Source organism: Sulfuritalea hydrogenivorans sk43H (assembly GCF_000828635.1).
Lineage (GTDB): Bacteria > Pseudomonadota > Gammaproteobacteria > Burkholderiales > Rhodocyclaceae > Sulfuritalea > Sulfuritalea hydrogenivorans.
Genome location: NZ_AP012547.1, coordinates 628,617 through 647,272 on the forward strand (window position 1 = coordinate 628,617; position 18,656 = coordinate 647,272).

Here is an 18,656-nt window from a genome sequence, read left to right on the forward strand (position 1 = left end):
AAGTGGCCGAACTGCCGTCACCCCTTTCCTTGGGAAGGGGGCCGGGGGAAGGAACCCTAATATGCTGAATGCCCTCATCGACTGGTCGGCGCGGAACAAATTCCTCGTCGTCCTCGCCACGATTTTCGTCACGCTGGCCGGCATCCATGCCGTGCTGAAGACGCCGCTCGACGCACTGCCCGACCTCTCCGACGTGCAGGTCATCATCTACACCGAGGTGCCGGGCCAGGCGCCGCAGGTGGTGGAAGACCAGGTCACCTACCCGCTGACCACGGCCATGCTTTCGGTGCCGAAGTCGAAAGTGGTGCGCGGCTTTTCCTTCTTCGGCGCCTCCTTCGTCTATGTGATTTTCGAGGACGGCACCGACATCTACTGGGCGCGTTCGCGCGTCCTCGAATACCTGAACTTCGCCGCCGGACGTTTGCCGAAAGGCGTGACGCCGCAACTCGGTCCGGACGCAACGGGGGTCGGCTGGGTCTATCAGTACGTGGTGCTGGCGAAGGACAAGTCGCTGGCCGAACTGCGCACCATCCAGGACTGGTTCATCCGCTACCAGTTGACCAAGGCGCCGGGCGTGGCCGAGGTCGCCAGCATCGGCGGCTTCGTCCAGCAGTACCAGGTCGTCGTCGATCCGGTCAAGCTGCGCGCCTATGGCGTCGCGCTGTCCACGGTGACGAAGGCGATCCGTGAATCGAACCGCGACGTCGGCGGCCGCGTGGTCGAAATGGCCGAGACCGAGTACATGGTGCGCGGGCGCGGTTACCTGCGCGGGCGTGCCGACATCGAGAACCTTGTCGTCAAAGCGGAGCGGGGCACGCCGGTGCTGATCCGCGACATTGCGCACGTCGAGCTGGGTCCCGACGAACGGCGGGGCATCACCGAACTCAACGGCGAGGGCGAGGTGGTGTCCGGCATCGCCATGTCGCGCTACGGGCAGAACGCGCTCGACGTGATCCACGGCGTCAAGGAAAAGCTTGCCGAGATCGCCCCCGGCCTTCCCGCCGGCGTCACGATCGAAACCGTGTACGATCGCTCCGACCTGATCCATCGCGCCATCGAGACGCTGAAGAACACGCTGATCGAGGAAAGCCTCATCGTCGCGCTGGTCTGCCTGGTGTTCCTCATGCATGCGAGGAGCGCGCTGGTGGCGATCCTGATGCTGCCGGTGGGCGTGCTGATCGCCTTCATCGCCATGCGCGCGCTCGGCATGAATTCCAACATCATGAGCCTGGGCGGGGTCGCGATCGCCATCGGCGCCATGGTCGATGCCGCCATTGTCATGATCGAGAACGCGCACAAGCATCTGGAACGACTGAAAGAGGGCGAGTCCCGTAGCGAAGCAATCATCGCGGCGTGCAAGGAAGTCGGCCCGGCGCTGTTCTTCTCGCTGCTGATCATCACGGTGTCCTTCCTGCCGGTGTTCACGCTCGAAGCGCAGGAGGGCCGGCTGTTCTCGCCGCTGGCCTATACCAAGACCTTCGCCATGGCCGGCGCCGCCTTCCTGTCGCTGACCCTGGTGCCGGTGCTGATGCTGTTCTTCATCCGCGGCGCGATCATGCCCGAGGCGAAGAACCCGGTGAATCGCGTGCTGATCCGGCTCTACCGGCCGATCATCGCCGAGGTCATGCGCCGCAAGCGTGCCACGATTGTCCTCGCGCTGGCGACGCTGGCCGTCAGCCTGTATCCGGCATCGAAGCTGGGCAGCGAGTTCATGCCGACCTTGAACGAAGGCACGCTGTTCTACATGCCGACGTCCTTGCCGGGCATGTCGATCACCAAGGCCGCCGAGTTGCTGCAGACGCAGAACAAGATCATCAAGAGCTTCCCCGAAGTCGCCTCGGTGATCGGCAAGGCCGGGCGCGCCAACACCGCCACCGATCCGGCGCCGACGGAGATGTTCGAGACGGTGATCAACCTCAAGCCCGAATCCGAATGGCGGCCGGGCATGAGCATCGACAAGCTGATTGCCGAACTGGATCGCGCGCTGCAATTCCCCGGCGTCGCCAATTCCTGGACCATGCCGATCAAGGCGCGCATCGACATGCTGTCCACCGGCATCCGCACCCCGATCGGGATCAAGGTCTTCGGCAAGGACCTGGTCGAGATGGAACGTCTGGCGCGCGAGATCGAGGGCGTGGTGAAGACCGTGCCGGGCACCACCAGTGCCTACGCGGAACGCATCACCGGCGGCTTCTACCTCGACATCGAGCCCGACCGCGAGGCGCTGGCGCGCTACGGCCTCGGCGTCGGCGAGCTGCAGGACACCATCGCCACGGCACTGGGCGGCGAGATGGTGACGACCACGGTCGAGGGCCGCGAGCGTTTCGGCATCAGCGTGCGCTACCCGCGCGAGCTGCGTGCCGACCCGCAGGCCATCGCGCGCGAAGTACTGGTGCCGGTCATGGGCGGCGCCATGGTGCCGCTCGGGCAAGTGGCGAAGGTCGCCATCGTCAAGGGCGCGCCGGCCATCCGCACCGAGAACGCGCTGCTCTCGGCCTACATCTACGTCGACATCCGCGACCGCGACATCGGCTCCTACGTCGCCGACGCGCGTCAGGCCGTCAATGCGAAAGTGAAATTCGCCCCCGGCTACTACATCGCCTGGAGCGGCCAGTTCGAGTACATGGAGCGCGCCATCGAAAAGCTCAAGCTCGTCGTGCCGCTGACGCTGCTGATCATTTTCCTGCTGCTCTATCTCAATTTCCGGCGCCTGACCGAAACGCTGATCGTCATGCTCTCGGTGCCCTTCGCGCTGGTCGGCGGCGTCTGGCTGATGTGGCTGCTGAATTACAACCTGTCGGTGGCGGTGGCCGTCGGCTTCATTGCGCTGGCCGGCGTCGCCGCCGAAACCGGCGTGGTGATGCTGATCTACCTCGATCATGCCTGGGAGGCCGCTCAGGCCCGCTGCCGTGCCGAAAATCGCCGTGCCGCCAGCGCCGACTTGTACGCCGCGGTGATGGAAGGCGCGGTCGAGCGCGTGCGGCCCAAGCTGATGACCGTGGTCGCCATCATGGCCGGCCTGCTGCCGATCATGTGGAGCACGGGTGCCGGATCGGAAGTGATGAGCCGCATTGCCGCGCCGATGATCGGCGGCATGATTTCCTCGACGATCCTGACCTTGGCGGTGATCCCCGCGATCTATGCCCTGCTCAAGGAACGGGAACTGTCACGGCGTGCCGGAGGCTGACAGCGCGATGCTGAATTCGGTGCCGCGTCCGGCGCGGCTTTTCAGGGCCACCGCCAGACCCAATGAGTTGGCGAGGCTCTTGGTGCTGAACAGGCCAAGGCCGAATCCGTCCGGAATGGAGCTCTTGGTGTCGAAGCGCTGGAACGCATCGAACGCGCGCCGGATTTGGTCTTCGGTCATGCCGTGGCCGGTATCCGCGATGACCAGGCGCAGGCCCCCTCCCCGCCGGCAGCCGACAAGTATCCGGTCGCCCTGCTCGGTGTAGCGGATGGCGTTCGAGAGCACGTTGCGCACGATGCGCTGGAAGTAAGGTACGTGGGTCGTGATGGACAGGCGCGAGGGCACGTAGCGGATGGTGATGCGCTTGTATTCCGATCGCCCCCGGTATTCCTCGATGATGGGCGCCAGCAGGTCGTCGAGTTTCACCCGCTGCATGACCGGGCGATGCTCCGCCTCGTGCACGGTGGCCAGTTGCTGGATGCCGAGCAGCAGTTCGTCGACCTCCTTCAGCGCCAGATCGAGCTTGCGCGAGCGCTCTTCACGTTCCGCTGGCGTGGCGGCGGACTTGAGCAGGTCCGCGAACAGATTGACGCCCAGCAGCGGCTGGCGCAGATCATGATTGGTGGCGGCAAACAACAGGCTGCGCTCACGCATAAGGGCCGCTGCCTTCTCGCGCTCCATGACGGCCTGCTGACGCGCCGCCACCAGCGCATCCCGCTGCTGCATCAGGCGCTGGCTCATGGCAAAGCCGAAACAGGCCGCGACCACCGTGGCTTGCAGCAGGACGAAGGCGCTCGATGACCAGGCCACGGGGTTGTCGATTATCCGCGCCGCAAGAAAGAACATTCCGCCGACCAGGTAGGCCAGCCAGGCGACGCCTATGTAGGGGGAGAAGCGGATTTTCCTGTGCGTGGCCAGGGCGGAAACGACGACAAGTATCGCGGCGATCGCGGCACCGCCCCAGACCAGAAGAATCCGGGCGGCGACAGGAAACGCCAGGGCAAAAAATGGCGCCAGCGCGAGCCAGAGCCAGCCGAGGACCCGCAACAGGAAATCCGTCCGCGGCGCCCAGGACGCGCAGTTGAGGTAGGCGCGAGCATGCAGGCTGCCGCAGCCGAACAGGCTTGCGTAGGCCGCAAAGCCTATCGGACTGAGCGCGGTTTCCGGCAGCATGGGAAACAGCTGGGCCAGAAATCCGGACAGCCACAGGGCGCCGACCAGGTCCGCGATGATCATGTAGATGAACAGGAGTATCAGGGTGTCATCGAGATAGCGCCGCAGCGATGCGGCGTAGATGATGATGAAGAGGCAGCCGCCGAGGGCAATGCCGATCGCGACGGTGATGTTGCGTTCCCGCTCGGCAAAGTCCACCGGGTGATAGGCAAACACCGGAAAGCGGACGATGGCCGGACCCTCGATGCGCAACAGGAATTCGGTGGCCTGCCGTGGCGCCAGCTCAAGCGCCCAGGCCGGACGCGTGGTGCCGCCGCCGATACGTCCGGCCGCGGCATCGGCCAGCGAGGGAAGCTGGCGCCACGCACCCGTTGCGCTCCGCGCGAACAGGCGCATGTCGAACTGGGTGGTGGTTTCCACCGCGAGCAGCCGCAGCTGCTCCGACGGCGCGGGGTTGTACAGGGAAAACAGGGCCCAGTAGGGTGCGGTGCCGCGACCGAAAATGTGATTCGGGCTATCGACGGCGATTGCGCCGCCGCCGTTGGCCAGTACCGCCGCCTGAGCGGCCCCCAGGTTCCTGTCGGCCGACACCACCACCCGCAGTGTTGGCCAAACGGCCACCCGTTCCGCTTCGGGCCCGACCTCGACGGGCACCGGAGGGGACGCGTGCGCCGTGAGCGCCAGGCAGGCGATGCAGCCGGCCACGAGAAGAGCGGGAAGTCCGCGCCTCATTCCTGCTTCCGGGCGTCAGCGGCGGGCATCGGGTCTGAGCATCTGGAGGTAGCGGACAACGGCTTCGGTGCGATTCTTCACCGCGAGTCGACCGAGGATTTCCTTCATGTGGGAGCGCACCGTTTCTTCGCTGATGTTCATCCGCGCGGCGATCTGGTGATTGCTGCGGCCCGCCGCCAGTTCTTCAAGCACGGCGCGCTGTTTTGGCGTAAGCAGCGGGTCCGGCGCGGCCGTGCCGACGGGAGCGGCGTGTGGCCCGTGCGGGCGTCCGCCCAATGCGGTCCGGATTTCGTCCCGCAGCGTCTGGGTCGATGCGTTCTTGATGAGGTAGCCCCTCACCCCCAGGGCCTTCGCTTCGTTGCGCAATTCCGGATCATCCAGCGCCGTGAAGACCAGCAACGGGCTGTGGGGTACGGCTGCGCGCAAGCGTTTTACCGCTTCCATGCCATTGGCGTCGGTCAGCGTCAGATCGGTCACGACCAGCACTGGCATCGGCCGTTGCGCAAGAATGCGCAACGCGGCGCGGAGGGATTCCGCAGTGTCCACCCGCAATGCCGCATCGCAGTCGCGGATGCAGGCGACAAGCGAATCGGAGACCAGCGGATGGTCCTCGACGATCAGGGCGAACGGACTGCGGCGGTCTGTCTGCACGCAACAAGATCCTTCATGAACGGCATTGCAGCTAGGTGTTCGAATCCGGACGTCGGCTGGCGCCGGGAATTCCCCGTCCGCAATCGAGACAGTTCCATCCGCCTTCACGGGCCGCCCATCAGCTTGTGTGGGTCCCGCTCCGCCTCCCCTGAGTCCCTCGCGATGCGCCTGCTCTAGCAAGGCTTTGGCACACCATGGCGCCAACTATACCCGACGGCAAGTTTCCGGGAAGATGCCTGCCGTCGGGCGGTGGGGACCGGGTGTCCAAAGGCAGGCCCTGGATTTCGGTCCAGGCTCACCCGTTCGGGTGATGACGGAGCCGCGGGGCAGTAGTAACTTTGCAGGGATCACCTACAGGGACAGGCCGAAGCAAGTCATGCTGTTCGAATCGATCACCGAGTTTGCGGCAGGCAGCACCGAACGGGCTGTTTCGCGGCCATGGCTTTTGCTCCGGACGAAGGATGCATCATGACCATGAATATCGTGCTGGATGCGCGGAAGCGCCTCCGGGTTGCGGTAACCGGGGAGTTTGACTGCGAAGTCGCGCGGGAACTCATGCGGCGCTTCAGGATGAACTGGCCCGCACGCGCGAGGGCGCTGCATCTCGATCTGAAGGGCGTGACGGAGTTCCGCCAGGGGGCCATCGAACTGCTCGTTCTGCTGCTGGAAATGACCGGAGGGGAACTGTCCCTGGAAGGCTGCAGCGATGAACTGGAAGCAGCGTATGTGTCCGTGCTGACGGGCGCCGCTGCCGCGCCGAATGCGGGCAGCGCCTGCCGCGATTTCCTGCTTGGCGGCGAGTGCGCGGTTTGCTCGCGGGGAGCCTGTCCATGAGCCAGGTGGCGATGCCCGAATTCAGATATGACTTCGGCAATTCCGGGATCGACGCCGATCACAGCGCGCTTGCCATGATTCTGGAAGCGCTGGAGCAGGTCTGCGATGAGTCCGCGGGCGCGGACTGCCGATGCGATGTCTGCCCCGAGAAGAAAACCCGGTCATGCCATGGCCTGCTGAAGGATCTTTGCGGCAGGATGCAGGCCCTGCTGCTCGAGCATTTCCAGCGCGAGCATGAGCTGATGAACTCCCTGCCCCGCAGCCAGACGACGAAAGCCCATTGCGAGCGGCATCGTCGCGCGCATGTCAGTTTTTCCACGCGCTACAACCTTGCCGCGGCGAAACTCAATGATTGCCAGCCTGCGATCGGCGCAAGGGAGCTCGAATCACTGGTGCTCGACTGGATTCGCGGCCATGCGCTGGAATTTGATGCCGAACTTTCCGCGCTCCTGAATCGCCCTGTCGGCGACAGGCAGCGCCGCGCCTGAAATACGGCATCCCGAAGCGTCCGCACTTCTTCGCCGCGCCGACGCGAAGCGGCGTCATAGCCGGTAGAATCAACCCGTTATTTGAGGTCCGACAGATGTCGGCGCAGTTAACGGGGGGTCTATGGGCACCGAGCAGCAGCGTGGCGCGGGACTGAGCTTCAGGCTTGACACTGAAGTCAGGGCGTTGATTGCGACTGTGGTGCCCGATCCGGCGGCGCAACCGGTCGATGAAGCCTGGCTGATCGCCCGGCTCGCCGAACTGGGATTCGGCGGGCTGCATTATCTGCCGACGGCGGGAATGCTGCTTCTCGCCAAGTACAACACCGGAGGCACGGTGACGGTGAAGCTGGCGGAGCAAGTCGATGCCGGCATGCACATCGCCATTTCGCCCGATGGTCTGGCGGCCCATCTCGACATCGTGCCGGCACAGGGCGGTGCCGGCGTCACTCGCGAGGCCGTGCTGGCGGCGTTGACGGAGCAGGGGATCGAACAGGGCATTCTCGACGAAGCCATCGCCGCCGCAATCGCCGCCGGTTCCGCCCAGCGCGTCGTGGTCGCCATCGGGCGGGCCCCGGTGCACGGCAGCGACGGACGATTCGAGTCATTGCTGCCGGAGGTGCGCAGCCGGGTGCCCAGGGTGGACGAGTCGGGACATACCGATTACCGCGACATGGGCGAAATCCTGGTGGTCCACCCGGGCGACAAGCTGATGCTGCGCCACCCGGCGACGACAGGCCGCGATGGCGTGACGCTGCGCGGGGAGCCGATTCCGCCGAAACCCGGCAAGGACATGATGTATTCCGCCAACCTGGCGGGCACCACCTTTGCGCCGGAGAACCCGGATTTGCTGCTGGCGGCGATTTCCGGGCAGCCGGTGGTGGTCAAAGGCGGCATGATCGTCGAGCCGCTGTACAAGGTCGATGAGGTCGGCACCGCCAGCGGCAACATCGATTTCGACGGCAGCGTGGTGGTTCACGGCGAGGTCGGCGCCGGCATGACGGTGCGCGCCACGGGCGACATCGAAGTTGGCGGCGTGGTCGAGTCGGCAACACTGGAGGCCGGTGGCAGCATCGTCATCAAGGGCGGCGCCATCGGCAGCCTCGGCCGCAAGAGTGGTGCCGAGCATCGCATCAAATGCGGCGGCTGCTTTACCGCCGCCTTCGCCCAGCAAGCCGCTATTGAAGCCGGTGACAGCATTTTTATCGACGACGTGGCGATGCAATGCGAACTCACCGCCCACAACCACATTCGTGTCGGCAACCAGAAGCGAGGCCACATCATCGGCGGCAAGGCGCAGGCGACATTGTCGATCACGGCCAAGGTGATCGGGTCTCCCAACCGGGTTGCCACGCGCCTCGAGATCGGCGTCAATCCTTCCATGCACAAGCAGTTGCTCGAAATGGCCAAGGATCGCGACGGCAAGGAAAATCAATTGCTCGAGATCAGCAAGCTGCTCGATTTCGCGCACAAGAATCCCGGCAAGGTGCGCCCCGAGATGATCGAAAAGGCGCGCACGACGGCTGGCGCGCTGGGCGAAGCGATCGCTGCGATGCGCGAGGAACAGGACGTGCTGACGAAGAAGATAGAACTCTCCCTGCAGTCGCGCGTGATCGCCGAGCAGGCCATCTACGAGGGCGCCGAAGTGCTGATGGGCAACCAGCGCCACCGCGTGGTGGGCGAGCAGGGGGCTTGCGCGATCGGGCTGACCGAGCACGGATTGGCCCGGATGCCGCTGGAGGACAAGGCCTAGCCGGAGGCTGTCCCAACTTCAGCGTATTCAGGTCGTTGCCGTGCGACCAAAGCGCTTGCGGTACTCGCGCGGGCCGCTGCCGGTCCAGCCGGTGAAGGCGCGATAGAAGGCGGCGGCGTCGGCAAAGCCGAGGTCGGCGCCGATGCGGCTCAAGGGGCGCGCGGTCTTGGTCAGCCAGTCGATGGCGAGGTCGCGGCGCAGGCTGTCCTTGATGGCGCGAAAGCTGGTGCCCTCGTCTTCCAGTCGCCGGTGCAGCGTGCGCGGGGAGAGGAACAGGCGGCGGGCGATCGCGGGCAGCGCAGGCTGCTCCGGCAGGGCGGCACGCAGATGCTCGCGCACGCGCAAGGCGAGCGCGCGGTCGCGACGGTAGAGCGTGGTGATGCTGGCCGGCGCGTCGGCGAGGAAAACCCTCAACGCCGCTTCGTCGCGGCGCACCGGCAGGGCCAGCCACCCGGCGGGAAAGCGCGCTTCGAGGCGCGGCGCGTCGAAGGTGTAGCGCGGCGCGAAGACCAGTTCGTAGTCGGCGGCATGCAGCGGCGGTGGATAGGGGAAGCTGACCTCGTCGAGCGGCAGCGGGTGCGCCACCAGCCATGCCGCCAGGCCGTGGATCATGCGCAACAGCCATTCGTAGGCGAACACGCGTCCGGCCGGGCCGACGGGCAGCGCCTGCTCCTCGCTGATCACGATGACGGCGGCGCGCCCGCTTTTCTCCACCTCGACATCGAGGTCGTCGAGGACGACATGCAGAAAGCGGGCGATGCGCTCCAGCGCTTCTTCCAGTGTCGTCGCGGAGATCGCCGCGCGGCAGAGAAACTCGAAACTGCCGCGATGGAGAGGGCGTGAAAACAGCGCGAAGCCTTCGTCGTCGAGACGTTCGTTGATCAAGCGGTAGAGCGCGGCATAGCGCGCCACTGGAATCCGGGCGGTTCGATCATGCAGCAGATGCGTGGCAATTTCTGCATGTTCCAGCAGGGTTTCCGGAACCAGGCCGGCCCGTGAAACCCCTGAAAGAATGCCGCTTACAAAGCCTATTGCGACAGTCGACGGGCTTCCGGCGGACTTCCTTGCTTGATGGGTCTGGCTGGTCATAATGGCGAATTATGCATAGTACTCGTCGTTTTGTGTCATGGCGACATGGCGAGCCATTGCCTATCATTCAAGCTCTGCCGTCAGGACTGGAGCCGCCACCATGACCGATCTCAGCATTGCCGCCAAGCTGGTGCCCTACAAGCCGAAGCACAAAGTGCGCTTCGTTACCGCCACCTCGCTGTTCGACGGCCATGACGCCTCGATCAACATCATGCGGCGCATCCTGCAATCGTCCGGTGTCGAGGTGATCCACCTCGGCCACAACCGCTCGGTGGACGAGATCGTGAACGCGGCCTTGCAGGAAGATGCGCAGGGCATCGCGGTATCGTCCTACCAGGGCGGGCATGTCGAATTCTTCAAGTACATGATCGACCTGCTCAAGCAGCGCGGTGGCGGGAACATTCAGGTATTCGGCGGCGGCGGTGGCGTCATCGTGCCGGCCGAGGCGGCGGAATTGCATGCCTACGGCGTGAGCCATCTCTACTCGGTCGAGGACGGCCAGACCATGGGCCTGCAGGGCATGATCAACGACATGGTGGCACGTTGCGACCTCGACTTGAGCCGCCGCTCGCCGCAGGACATCAAGGCGCTGGAGGTCGACGATCGCGCCGAGCGCCTGCGCAATCTTTCGCAAATCATCACCGCGCTGGAGAATGGCGCCTGGCCCGAAAAGGCGAAAAAGACTTTGCTGGAAAAAGCCGCCGTGTCGCCAGCGCCGACTCTCGGCATCACCGGTACCGGCGGCGCCGGCAAGTCATCGCTGACCGACGAGCTGATCCGCCGCTTCCGCCTCGATCAGGCCGACAGCCAGAAGATCGCCGTGATTTCCATCGACCCCTCGCGCAAGCGCACCGGCGGCGCGCTGCTGGGCGACCGCATCCGCATGAACGCGATCGGCCATCCCAACATCTACATGCGCTCGCTGGCGACGCGCGACACCGGCAGCGAAATCTCCAAGGCACTGCCCGACGTCATCGCCGCCTGCAAGGTCGCCGGCTTCGACCTGATCGTGGTCGAGACCTCGGGCATCGGCCAGGGCGACGCCGCCATCGTGCCGCTGGTCGACGTCTCGCTCTACGTGATGACGCCCGAATTCGGCGCCGCCTCGCAACTGGAAAAGATCGACATGCTCGACTTCGCCGATTTCGTCGCGATCAACAAATTCGACCGCAAGGGCGCCGAGGACGCGCTGCGCGACGTGCGCAAGCAGTACCAGCGCAATCGCGAAAGGTTCGGCGAGAAGCCGGATGACATGCCGGTATTCGGCACCATGGCGGCGCGCTTCAACGACGACGGCGTCACCGCCTTGTATCAGGCGCTGGCGCCGCGCCTGGCCGAGCGCGGGCTGAAGTTCGGCAAGAGCGCCCTGCCGGCGGTGAAGGTCAAGAGTTCCTCCGCCGGCCGTGCCATCGTGCCGGCGGATCGCGTGCGCTATCTGGCCGATATCGCCGATACCCTGCGCGGCTATCACTCGCACATCGCGGAGCAGGCGCTGCTGGCGCGTGAGCGCCAGTCGCTGAAAACGGCCAAGGCCATCTTCGAGGGCTGCAAGAAGAACGCGGCTGATTTCGACGAGCTGATTGTCTGGAAGGACGGCCAGCTCACGCCCCACGCCCGCAAACTGCTGGCAATGTGGCCGGACATGAAGAAGGCCTATGCGGGCGACGAATACGTGGTGAAGATCCGCGACAAGGAAATTCGCACCGGGCTGATTTACGAGACGCTGTCCGGCACCAGAATCCGCAAGGTCGCGCTGCCGCGCTTCGACGACGAGGGCGAACTGCTCAAGTTCCTCATGCGCGAGAACGTGCCCGGTTCCTTCCCCTACACCGCCGGCGTGTTCGCCTTCAAGCGCGAGAACGAAGACCCGACGCGCATGTTTGCCGGCGAGGGCGATGCCTTCCGCACCAACAAGCGCTTCCTGAAAGTTTCCGAAGGCATGCCGGCCAAGCGCCTGTCAACGGCCTTCGATTCGGTCACGCTCTACGGCTGCGACCCCGATCCGCGCCCGGACATCTACGGCAAGGTCGGCAATTCCGGCGTCTCGATCGCCACGCTGGACGACCTCAAGGTGCTCTACTCCGGCTTCGACCTCTGCGACCCGGCGACCTCGGTCTCGATGACCATCAACGGTCCGGCGCCGATGATCCTGGCCATGTTCCTCAACACCGCCATCGATCAGCAGATCGAAAAATTCCGCGAGCAGAACGGCCGCGACGCGACCGAGGAAGAGGCCGAGAAAATCCGCGAATGGACGCTGTCGTCGGTGCGCGGCACGGTGCAGGCCGATATCCTCAAGGAAGACCAGGGCCAGAACACCTGCATCTTCTCGACCGAGTTCGCGCTGAAAATGATGGGCGACATCCAGGAATATTTCGTCCACAACCAGATCCGCAATTTCTACTCGGTCTCGATCTCCGGCTATCACATCGCCGAGGCCGGCGCCAACCCGATCAGCCAGCTCGCCTTCACGCTGGCCAACGGCTTCACCTACGTCGAAACCTATCTCGCGCGCGGCATGCACATCGACGACTTCGCCGGCAACCTGTCCTTCTTCTTCAGCAACGGCATGGACCCGGAATACTCGGTGATCGGCCGCGTCGCGCGCCGCATCTGGGCCGTGGCGATGAAGAATCGCTATGGCGCCAACGAGCGCAGCCAGAAGCTCAAGTACCACATCCAGACCTCGGGCCGCAGCCTGCACGCGCAGGAGATGGACTTCAACGACATCCGCACCACGTTGCAGGCGCTGATCGCGATCTACGACAACTGCAACTCACTGCACACCAATGCCTACGACGAAGCCATCACCACGCCGACCGAGGAGAGCGTGCGGCGCGCCATGGCGATCCAGCTCATCATCAACCGCGAATGGGGCGTGGCGAAGAACGAGAACCCGAACCAGGGCGCCTTCATCATCGAGGAGCTGACCGATCTGGTCGAAGAGGCCGTGCTCAAGGAATTCGAAGCCATCGCCTCGCGCGGCGGCGTGCTGGGCGCCATGGAAACCGGCTACCAGCGCGGCAAGATCCAGGAAGAGTCGATGCACTACGAACACAAGAAGCACGACGGTTCCTATCCCATCATCGGCGTCAACACCTTCCTCAATCCGCACGGATCGGGCGTGGCGAGCGAGATCGAACTGGCGCGCTCGACCGAAGGCGAAAAGCAGTCGCAACTCGCGCGCCTCAAGGATTTTCAGACACGTAACGCCGGTGAGGCAGAGGCTTGTCTGGCCAGGCTGAAGCAGGCCGTGATCGACAACCAGAACGTGTTCGCGGTGATGATGGAGGCGGTACGCCATTGTTCGCTGGGGCAGATTTCGAATGCTCTGTACGAAGTCGGCGGGCAGTACCGGCGCAGCATGTAAGGGCCGGCGCGTATAATCGCCATCAATGCTTGCGACCTCGGGGATTGTCATGAACGAGGTACTTTTCATACGCGCCGAATGGGACGATGAGGCGAACGTCTGGGTGGCGACCTCCGACGACGTTCCCGGCCTTGCGACCGAGGCCGATTCGATGGAGGAACTCTCGGCGAAGCTGCGGATCATGGTGCCCGAACTGCTCGACGCCAACGGCTATCCCGACGGTGTCGACGTACCCTACGAACTGCTCGCCCGCAAGTTCTTCGTCGCTCAGCGCAATGCGGCCTGATGGGTGGCAATTTCACCCCGGAGTTGAAGCGCCTGCTCACCGAGGGCGGTTACCGCTTCGAGCGTCATGGCAAGGGCGATCACGACATTTGGGTTTAGTTTCGGCCGCTGCGCTTAACGCCGGTACGGCTGGCGTTAGCCTTCACTGAAACTCCGCTTTGCTTCGTTTTCGCCGCACACCGGAGTGCGTTTCCCGGTTGACCAGAAAATCAAATCACGACACACGGCGAATACAGTGCTGAAGCAAGCTGGACTGCCCAAACACTTTTGATTGTGGAAAGTCGGCGCTGGCGGGACGGCGGCAGGCGGTGTCGCCCGCAGGCTGTGTTGTGAATGGCTCGGTTCGGCCACATAGCCGCCGTTCCGCCATAGCCGACTTTTTCGGCCATTACTTATCCGCATATATTTCCGGGTCCGAAGGGGCGGGCGTGCCGCCGCGCTTCGGCAGCCAAATTCCTGCGGAAGCTTGACCTCGTATATTGAGCGACGGCCGCTCAATATACGAGGATTCGTGTTGGTCCCTCCGTAACAGGCGTTTGCGGCGCGATAGAATATTGGTTGGAGTTCAATCTTTCCTGGGGAGCAGCAAATGACGATCAAGACAGTAGGCATCATCGGCGCCGGCACCATGGGCAATGGCATCGCGCAGGCCTGTGCGGTGGCGGGCATCGACGCGGTGATGCTGGACATCAACGACGCCGCCGTGCAAAAGGGTGTTGCCACGATTTCCGGCAGCCTCGACCGGCTGGTGAAGAAGGAGAAGATGACGGCCGAGCAGAAGGCGGCGGCGATGGCGCGCATCAAGCCGACCACGCAAATGGCCGACATGAAGGACGTCGACATCGTGATCGAGGCGGCGACCGAGAACGAAGGGCTGAAGCTGCGCATCCTCAAGGAAGCCGAGGCCGTGATCGGCGCCGGGACCATCATCGCCAGCAACACCTCGTCGATCTCGATTACCCAGCTTGCGGCGGCGACGGCGCGCCCCGGCCAGTTCATCGGCATGCACTTCTTCAATCCGGTGCCGATGATGGCGCTGGTCGAACTGATTCGCGGATTGCAGACGACCGACGAGACGCATGCGAAGGTGGAGGCATTGGCGAAGGCGCTGGGCAAGACGCCGATCACCGTGAAGAACAATCCCGGCTTCGTCGTCAATCGCATCCTCTGTCCGATGATCAACGAGGCGATCTTCGTCTACGCCGAGGGCTTGGCGTCGGCCGAGGAGATCGACGCCGGCATGAAGCTGGGCTGCAACCATCCGATCGGCCCGCTGGCGCTGGCCGACATGATCGGGCTGGACACCATGCTGGCGGTGATGATGGTGTTCTACGAGGGCTTCAACGATTCGAAGTACCGGCCCGCGCCGTTGCTGAAGGAAATGGTCGCGGCCGGTTATCTGGGCCGCAAGAGTGGGCGCGGCTTCTACCAGTACTGAAGATCGCACTTCGAATAGTCGGCGATGGCGGGACGGCGATGCCGTCCCGTTTTAGCTTCTAGCCGCCGAAGCGGCGCAGGCCATCCAGATCGTGGACGGTGATCCTGCCGTATGCGTTGGTGAGGAAGCCCGCGTCTTCCAGCAACTGCAGGGATCGATTGACGCGCTGGCGCGAGACGCCGGCCAGGCGGCCGACCTCCTCCTGCGAGATGGCGATGCGGGATTCGATGCCGGGCTGCAGTACCGGATGGAAGAGGGCCGCCATGGTGCGCGCCACCCTGGCGTCTACGTCCAGCAGCCGTTCCGATTCGAGCAGGCCGATGAACAGGCCCAGTCGCTCGTTGATCTGGTTGATGATGAAGCGATTGAAGGGGATGCTGTGGTCCAGCAGCCAAAGGAAGGTTTCGCGCCGCATGCAGGCAACGCGCGTATCGCGCAGGGCAGCCACGTCATAACGGCGCGGTTCGTCCTTCAGCATCGAGCCTTCGCCAAACCAGCCGCCGGGGGCAATGCCGGTGAAGCTGGCGGTCTTGCCCGTGGCCCAGTCGCTGGACATCTTGACCAGGCCTTCGATGACGCCGTGCCAGTGGTCCACCGGCTCGCCTTTGCTGCAGACAAAGCCGCCAGCCGGTACCATGCGTTCGATCGTACCGTCCCGGGCGCGGGCGAAGTCCTCGGCTGACAATGCCTGCGCCCAGCTTGTGCGGCGCAGCATATCTTCGAGCGAAAGTACGGTATTTTGGCAATTGTCAGGCACGCGACAATTATAGGCTGGAGAATCGCCTAGACTGAATGGCTGAAGCGAAACAACATCGCCGCAACGGATTGATTGCGACACAAGCGCGCGAGAAAACCGGATCCGTATCGGTAGCGCTGGAGGAGAGAAAACGCATGGCTGTATCCCAATCGGGGCGGGCCGCAAGCTCGCTCGATACATTTCCCCGTCTGCTGCTGGATCATGCGGCGACGCGAGGCGATCGCCCGGCAACGCGCGAGAAATATCTCGGCATCTGGCAAACCTGGAACTGGAGCCAGGTTGCGGAAGAAGTCCGCGCCATGGCCTGCGGCCTTGCCGAACTCGGCTTCAAGCGTGGCGACAACCTGGCCATCATCGGCGACAACCGCCCCCGTCTCTACTGGGCAATGTGCGCGGCGCAGATGCTGGGCGGCGTTCCGGTGCCGCTGTATCAGGATGCCGTGGCGGCCGAGATGGTGTTTGTCCTGACCGATGGCGAGATTCGTTTTGCCATCGTCGAGGATCAGGAACAGGTCGACAAACTTCTCGAAATCAAGGGCCAGTGCCCCAGCCTGCAGCACGTCCTCTACGACGATCCGCGCGGCATGCGCCACTACACGCAGACCTTCCTGCAAGGTCTCGATGAAGTGATCGCCATGGGCAAGATCCATGACAAGAATCAGCCCGACTTCATTCCGGGCGAAGTGGCCAAGGGGCGTACCGAAGATGTAGCGGTGATGCTCTACACCTCCGGCACCACGGGCAAGCCCAAGGGTGTTTGCCAAACCCACGAAACCTTCATCGCCGCGGCGAGAAGCGGCGTCGATTTCGACCATCTGACGGAGCGGGAAGACATCCTCTCCTACCTGCCGATGGCCTGGGTCGGGGACCACCTGTTCTCCTATGCGCAAGCGCTGGTGGCCGGCTTCACCATCAACTGTCCCGAGTCCGGCGACACGGTGATGACCGACCTGCGCGAGATCGGGCCTACCTACTATTTCGCCCCGCCGCGGGTGTTCGAGAACCTGCTGACCACGGTGATGATCCGCATGGAGGATGCCAGCGCCATGAAGCGGGCCATGTTCCATTACTTCATGGCGGTGGCCAAGCGTTGCGGGTCGGACATCCTCGATGCAAAGCCCGGCGTGTCCGCCATGGACCGGCTACTCTATGCGCTGGGCAATGTGCTGATCTACGGGCCGCTGCGCAATGTGCTCGGCATGAGCCGCATCCGCGTCGCCTACACGGCCGGCGCCGCGATCGGTCCCGACCTGTTCCGCTTTTACCGCTCGATCGGCGTCAACCTCAAGCAGCTCTACGGCGCCACCGAGACCTGCGCCGCAGTCTGCTTGCAGCCGGATCGCGAGATCAAGTTCGACAGCGTCGGCAAGCCGGCGCCCGGCGTCGAGGTGAAGATTTCGGATGGCGGCGAGGTGCTGGTGCGCGGCAAACTGCTGCTCAAGGAGTACTACAAGCGTCCCGATGCAACGGCCGAAGTGATGGATGCCGAAGGCTGGTTCCATACCGGCGACGCCGGCTTTTTCGACGAGGACGGCCACCTCAAGATCATCGATCGCGCCAAGGACGTCGGCAAGCTGTCCAACGGCGCGATATTCGCGCCCAACTATATCGAGAACAAGCTCAAATTCTTCCCGCACATCAAGGAGGCGGTGTGCTTCGGCCACGATCGCGAGATGGTTTGCGCCTTCATCAACATCGACATGGGCGCGGTCGGCAACTGGGCCGAGCGGCGTGGCCTGCCCTACTCTGGCTATACGGATCTGGCCGGCAAGCCTGAGGTCCTGGAGTTGATCCGTGAATGCGTCGAGCAGGTCAATGCCGATCTGTCGCACGATGCGATGGTGGCGGAAACCCAGATCCACCGTTTCATGGTGCTGCACAAGGAGCTCGATCCGGATGACGATGAGCTGACCCGCACGCGAAAGGTGCGACGCGGCTTTGTCGCGGAAAAGTACAGCATCCTGATCGACGCCCTGTATTCCGGCAAGAAATCGCAGTTCATCGAAACCCAGGTCAAGTTCGAGGATGGCCGCACCGGCAAGGTGGCGGCCGACCTGACGATTTGCGACGTGAAGACTTTCCCCGTGATGAAGAAGGCAGCCTGATGAGCGGAAGAAAAATCGGCGAGGTCATTCTCGACCTCAAGAACATCAGCCTCAGTTTTGGCGGCGTCAGGGCCTTGCAGAACATTTCCTTCAATGTGCTCGAGCATGAAGTCCGTGCCATCATCGGTCCCAATGGCGCCGGCAAGAGTTCGATGCTGAACGTGATCAACGGCGTGTACCGGCCGCAGGAAGGCGAGATCATCCTGCGCGGCGAACACTTCGCCAACATGAATTCCTACAAGGCCGCCAAGGCCGGACTGGCGCGCACTTTCCAGAACATCGCCCTGTTCAAGGGCATGTCGGTGCTCGACAACATCATGACCGGGCGCAACCTGAAGATGCAGGCCAACATGCTGCAACAGGCAATTTGGTGGGGGCCGGCGCAACGCGAGGAACTCGAACATCGCGCCAAGGTCGAGGAGATCATCGACTTCCTCGAGATCCAGCACATCCGCAAGATTCCGGTCGGCCGCTTGCCTTACGGTCTGCAGAAGCGCGTCGATCTGGCCCGCGCCCTGGCGATGGAGCCGCAGATTCTGCTGCTGGATGAGCCGATGGCCGGCATGAACGTCGAGGAAAAGCAGGACATGTGCCGCTTCATCCTCGATGTGAATGACCAGTTCGGCACCACCGTGGTGCTGATCGAGCACGATATGGGGGTCGTGATGGACATTTCAGATCGTGTCGTGGTGCTCGATTACGGCAAGAAAATCGGTGACGGCACGCCCGATGAAGTCCGCGCCAATCCAGACGTCATCAGCGCCTACCTCGGCGCCAGTCATTAAGGATTCTGAACG

Annotated in this window: 13 protein-coding genes; 9 read left to right on the forward strand and 4 right to left on the reverse strand. The window is 63.7% G+C overall.

The genetic code is table 11. From position 1 onward, the window contains the following. Positions 1-61: 61 nt before the first annotated feature. Positions 62-3,187, forward strand: a complete 3,126-nt coding sequence (locus SUTH_RS03050; RefSeq protein ID WP_041101549.1) for an efflux RND transporter permease subunit — start codon at positions 62-64, stop codon at positions 3,185-3,187. Here the strand turns inward: SUTH_RS03050 and SUTH_RS03055 are convergent. Together SUTH_RS03055 and SUTH_RS03060 are read right to left on the reverse strand one after the other, a co-directional pair. Next, positions 3,167-5,092: a sensor histidine kinase gene (locus tag SUTH_RS03055; RefSeq protein ID WP_084207237.1), complete on the reverse strand. Its 1,926-nt coding sequence runs from the start codon at positions 5,090-5,092 to the stop codon at positions 3,167-3,169. The genes SUTH_RS03050 and SUTH_RS03055 overlap by 21 nt on opposite strands. 15 nt (positions 5,093-5,107) lie before the next feature. After that, entirely contained in the window at positions 5,108-5,851 is a 744-nt protein-coding gene (locus tag SUTH_RS03060) for a response regulator transcription factor (RefSeq protein ID WP_171817302.1), read from the reverse strand. 366 nt (positions 5,852-6,217) lie between these two features. Here SUTH_RS03060 and SUTH_RS03065 point away from each other — a divergent pair, with 366 nt between their 5' ends. From SUTH_RS03065 to SUTH_RS03075, 3 genes are all read left to right on the forward strand, one after another. Then, positions 6,218-6,577 (forward strand): hypothetical protein, encoded by a 360-nt coding sequence (locus SUTH_RS03065; protein ID WP_148312839.1) that lies wholly within the window; start codon positions 6,218-6,220, stop codon positions 6,575-6,577. Next, positions 6,574-7,065, forward strand: coding sequence for a hemerythrin domain-containing protein (locus SUTH_RS03070; protein ID WP_041096995.1), 492 nt, complete (start codon positions 6,574-6,576; stop codon positions 7,063-7,065). Before SUTH_RS03065 ends, SUTH_RS03070 begins: the two co-directional genes overlap by 4 nt. A 121-nt stretch (positions 7,066-7,186) precedes the next feature. Next, positions 7,187-8,815, forward strand: a complete 1,629-nt coding sequence (locus SUTH_RS03075) for a DUF342 domain-containing protein (protein WP_041096997.1) — start codon at positions 7,187-7,189, stop codon at positions 8,813-8,815. Positions 8,816-8,842: 27 nt separating this feature from the next. On the opposite strand, the gene SUTH_RS03080 is transcribed toward SUTH_RS03075, so the two are convergent. Further along, complete coding sequence (locus tag SUTH_RS03080; RefSeq protein ID WP_052473154.1) at positions 8,843-9,904, reverse strand: AraC family transcriptional regulator; 1,062 nt, start codon at positions 9,902-9,904, stop codon at positions 8,843-8,845. A gap of 100 nt (positions 9,905-10,004) precedes the next feature. Here SUTH_RS03080 and icmF point away from each other — a divergent pair, with 100 nt between their 5' ends. The 3 genes from icmF to SUTH_RS03100 all read left to right on the forward strand — a co-directional run bounded on the left by icmF (position 10,005) and on the right by SUTH_RS03100 (position 14,997). Beyond that, a complete protein-coding gene (gene icmF, locus SUTH_RS03085) occupies positions 10,005-13,274 on the forward strand; it encodes a fused isobutyryl-CoA mutase/GTPase IcmF (protein ID WP_041096999.1) in 3,270 nt (1,089 codons plus the stop codon). Between the two features lie 49 nt (positions 13,275-13,323). Next, positions 13,324-13,560, forward strand: coding sequence for a DUF1902 domain-containing protein (locus SUTH_RS03090; protein WP_041097001.1), 237 nt, complete (start codon positions 13,324-13,326; stop codon positions 13,558-13,560). A gap of 588 nt (positions 13,561-14,148) precedes the next feature. Next, entirely contained in the window at positions 14,149-14,997 is an 849-nt protein-coding gene (locus SUTH_RS03100) for a 3-hydroxybutyryl-CoA dehydrogenase (RefSeq protein ID WP_041097003.1), read from the forward strand. Positions 14,998-15,055: 58 nt separating this feature from the next. On the opposite strand, the gene SUTH_RS03105 is transcribed toward SUTH_RS03100, so the two are convergent. Further along, entirely contained in the window at positions 15,056-15,712 is a 657-nt protein-coding gene (locus SUTH_RS03105) for a Crp/Fnr family transcriptional regulator (protein WP_041097005.1), read from the reverse strand. A gap of 176 nt (positions 15,713-15,888) precedes the next feature. Here SUTH_RS03105 and SUTH_RS03110 point away from each other — a divergent pair, with 176 nt between their 5' ends. Together SUTH_RS03110 and SUTH_RS03115 are read left to right on the forward strand one after the other, a co-directional pair. Then, positions 15,889-17,859, forward strand: a complete 1,971-nt coding sequence (locus tag SUTH_RS03110; protein WP_041101557.1) for an AMP-dependent synthetase/ligase — start codon at positions 15,889-15,891, stop codon at positions 17,857-17,859. Next, positions 17,859-18,644: an ABC transporter ATP-binding protein gene (locus SUTH_RS03115; protein ID WP_041097007.1), complete on the forward strand. Its 786-nt coding sequence runs from the start codon at positions 17,859-17,861 to the stop codon at positions 18,642-18,644. Before SUTH_RS03110 ends, SUTH_RS03115 begins: the two co-directional genes overlap by 1 nt. Positions 18,645-18,656: the final 12 nt, after the last annotated feature.